2 protein-coding genes and 1 pseudogene are annotated in these 3,712 nt (G+C 70.7%); 1 reads left to right on the plus strand and 2 read right to left on the minus strand.

The annotated features are described in order from the left end of the window. Positions 1 to 2,095, plus strand: a 2,095-nt coding sequence (locus AC08ON_RS16995) for a 3'-5' exonuclease (protein ID WP_476617331.1), incomplete at its 5' end; no start/stop codon positions are given. A 297-nt stretch (positions 2,096 to 2,392) separates the two neighbouring features. On the opposite strand, the pseudogene AC08ON_RS17000 reads toward AC08ON_RS16995, so the two are convergent. Both AC08ON_RS17000 and AC08ON_RS17005 read right to left on the minus strand, forming a co-directional pair. After that, positions 2,393 to 2,959 (minus strand): annotated as a pseudogene (locus AC08ON_RS17000) (esterase/lipase family protein); the annotation flags it as partial. Positions 2,960 to 3,120: 161 nt separating this feature from the next. Next, positions 3,121 to 3,712, minus strand: a 592-nt coding sequence (locus tag AC08ON_RS17005) for a carboxyl transferase domain-containing protein (RefSeq protein ID WP_476617332.1), incomplete at its 5' end; no start/stop codon positions are given.

Consider the following 3,712-nt stretch of genomic DNA (forward strand, 5'->3'; position numbering starts at 1 on the left):
GCGGGCGATGTGGGTGAGCACCTTCCACTCGGCCTGCGTGCGCATCCTGAGGTCCGAGGCGAAGCGTCTCGGGTTTGGCTCGGCCTTCTCCATCTACGACGCCGCCGACGCGCAGCGTTTGATCACTCTGGTCACCCGTGACCTTGATCTTGATCCCAAGCGGCATCCCGCCCGAGGTCTGGCGGCGCAGATCAGCAACCTGAAGAACGAACTGATCGACTGGGAGGCCGCACGGGACCGGGCCACGAACCACCTCGAGCGGACCGTCGCCGAGGTCTACGCCGCTTATCAGCAGCGGCTGGCTCAGGCCAATGCCCTCGACTTCGACGATCTGATCATGATGACGGTGAACCTCCTCCAGGCGTTCCCCGACGTCGCCGAGCACTACCGGCGCCGATTCCGACATGTGCTCGTGGACGAGTACCAGGACACCAACCACGCGCAGTACGCCCTGGTGCGTGAACTCGTCGGCCAACCGGCGTACTTCGGTGGCGGGTCCGCGCCGGTGGAGCCGGCCGAGCCGGCTACCTGGGCCTCGGGCGCCGTCCCACCGGCGGAGCTGTGCGTGGTTGGCGACGCGGACCAGTCGATCTACGCCTTCCGTGGGGCGAACATCCGCAACATCGTGGAGTTCGAGGAGGATTTCCCGAACGCCGCGGTGATCCTGCTGGAACAGAACTACCGCTCCACCCAGACCATCCTCTCCGCCGCGAACGCGATGATCGCGCGTAACAACCAGCGCAAGGCCAAGCGGCTGTGGTCGGACGCCGGTGACGGTGAGAAGATCGTCGGATTCGCCGCCGACAACGAGCACGACGAGGCGGCCTTTGTCGCCGAGGAGGTCGACCGGCTCTCGGACGCGAAGCTCGCGCGGCCCGCCGACGTCGCGGTGTTCTACCGGACCAACGCCCAGAGCCGGGTGTTCGAGGAGATCTTCGTCCGGGTCGGGCTGCCCTACCGGGTGGTCGGCGGGGTGCGGTTCTACGAGCGCAAGGAGATCCGTGATCTCCTTGCCTACCTGCGGGTCCTCGCCAATCCTAGCGACACGGTGAACCTGCGTCGCATCCTGAACGTGCCCCGGCGCGGGATCGGCGAGCGGGCCGAGGCGGCCCTGGCGGGCTTCGCCGATGTCGAGCGGATCGGGTTCGCGCAGGCGCTGGAGCGTGTCGACGAGGTGCCGGGGATCGCCGCGCGCTCGGCGAAGGCGGTGCGCGAGTTCACCGCGCTGCTCGCCGAGCTACGCGCCGTAGCGGCCGACAACCCGGTGGCCGTGGTCGAGGCGGTGCTTGAACGCACCGGCTACCTGTCGGAACTCCTCGCCGAGGGCACCGTCGAGTCCCAGGCCCGGGTGGAGAACCTGCAGGAACTGGTCGGAGTGGTCCAGGAGTTCGCCCGGCGGCTGCCCGAGGGCACGCTCGCGGAGTTCCTCGAGCAGGTCTCGCTCGTCGCCGACGCGGACCAGGTTCCGACCGACGACGGTTCCGATGGTGTGGTCACTCTCATGACGCTGCACAGCGCCAAGGGCCTCGAGTTCCCCGTCGTCTTCCTTACCGGTCTCGAGGACGGCGTCTTCCCGCACCTGCGGACCCTGGGAGATTCCACCCAGCTCGAGGAGGAGCGCCGGCTCGCCTATGTGGGTGTCACCCGGGCCCGGATCCGGCTCTACCTGACCCGCGCGGTGATGCGCAGCGCCTGGGGCCAACCGGCCTACAACCCGCCGTCGCGTTTCCTCGGCGAGGTGCCGGACACGCTGGTTGACTGGCGCCGGCTGGCCGATCCCCCGCCAGCGCCCGCGGGGACGTCCTGGGGCTCGTCTGGCGGGTTTGGGTCGGGCGCGACCGGCCGGGGCGCCGCCGGTGCCCCGGCGGCGCGTAAACCGCTACCGAACTCGCCATTCTCGGGTCGCGCGCGGCCGGCCGCTCGGGCCGTCCTGGAGCTGCGTCAGGGCGACCGGGTGACGCATGACAGTTTCGGTCTCGGAGTTGTCGTCGCCACCGGCGGGGTCGGTGACTCCGCGGAGGCGACCATCGATTTCGGCGAGAACACCGGCACGAAGCGCCTGCTCCTGCGGTACGCCCCCGTCGAGAAGCTCTGACGGTCCCGAGGGTCCCGAGGGTCCCGGCCGGTCCGCCGCCCCGGCGAGGCAGCTCGCGACCAGGTGGGCGACCTTGCCGCTGAACGCCAGGGAATGATGCCCGAGGCCCGGCACGGTGTAATTTTCGATGTCGAGATCGGGATGGTCGAGCGCCGCCTCGGCGGGCCGCACCACGCTGTCCAGCCCGGCGCCGATCGCGACGAACCGGGTCCGGCAGCCGGGGGCGGGTGCGGCGAGTTCGCGTAGGAGCGCCGATCCCGGCCGTAGCTGGGTGACGAGCCGGTACGGCACCGACCGGGGGACGAGTCTGGCGAGACGGGTGCCGGAATGAGGCGTAGCGAGAGTGATCAGCGTGTCCACGCACTGATCGCCCCCGAGTTGCTGCACGTAGTAGCGGGCCACCAGCCCGCCGAGTGAATGGGCGATGATGTGCACGCGCTGCCTGCCGCTGTCCGTCATCGCGGTGTGCACGGACGCGGCGAGTCGGAGCGCCGCTTCCTGCACCGTCGGCACGAGCAGCGGCAGCTCCACCGTGCGCACCCGGCGGAAACCGCGGCGGCGTAGCGACCGGCCCAACCGGGTGAACACGGACCGGTTGTCGATCAGGCCGTGGATCAGCAGGATCGGGGTACCTGCCGCGTCGGGAGCGTTGACCAGCAGGCTGCGGTGCAGCGGGGAGAGCGCGCTCAGCGAGTAGGGCTCGTGCTCGCGCGGGCACTGCCGGCGCAGCGCACTCGCCGGGTAGAGGGCGAGGTGGGTGGCGATCCAGGCCGCTTCCACAGCGAGCCCGCGGGCGTTCACCGGGGTCGTGCGCAGGCCGGTGAGGACCGACCGCCCTGGAGCGGCGATGTTGTCTGCGGCCACGGCCCGCCTCAGGCGGGCCGTGGCCGCAGACAACGATGGCAGTATCCACTCGCCGATGGCCTGCTCGCCTTCCCTCGCCGTACCATCCGTGCCGCCAGCCGTGGTGCTCGCCCCCAGGTCGGCAGATATCCCGGTGGCCAAGTAAAGACCGGAGAGAAATGCTACAGACTGTTAGGTAGCCCTGTCGACCATCGAGCCTGCCGTCGGCGCAGCCGATCGTCCTGGTCCCCCCGGCTCAGGGATGCGAGCAGCGATGCGGCGTCGCGCGCCGTCTCGGCTGCGGTGGTGGCGGACAGGAGCCGATCGGCGAATCCCAGCGCGTTCAGGTCGGTCGGCCGTAGCCCGCAGACGTTTGCGGCCCGCTCGACCGGTATCCGCAGCGTGACGGCGGTGCCCTCCGGGGAGAGCGCGGTGAAGTAACTGTCCGGGGTCATGGCGACGACGTCGGTGACCGCCGCGGCGAGAGCCCCGCCAGAGCCGCCCTCACCCAACACGATCGACAGCGTCGGCGAGGGGCAGGCCAATACCGCGGCCATCGCATCCCCGATCGCCGCCGCGATGCCCGCGGCCTCGGCGTCCGCGTTGTTCGCCGCGCCGGGCGTGTCGACCAGGGTCACGAGACCGATCCCCAGCTTCCCCGCGAGCCGGGCGGCGCGGACCAACAACCGGTATCCGGCAGGCCCCGGGGCGTCGCCGCGACGGGCCCCGACAGCCACGACCACCGCACGCATCGGCCCTCCCCGCCCCGCAGCC

Source organism: Frankia sp. CoWAU3 (assembly GCF_977971855.1).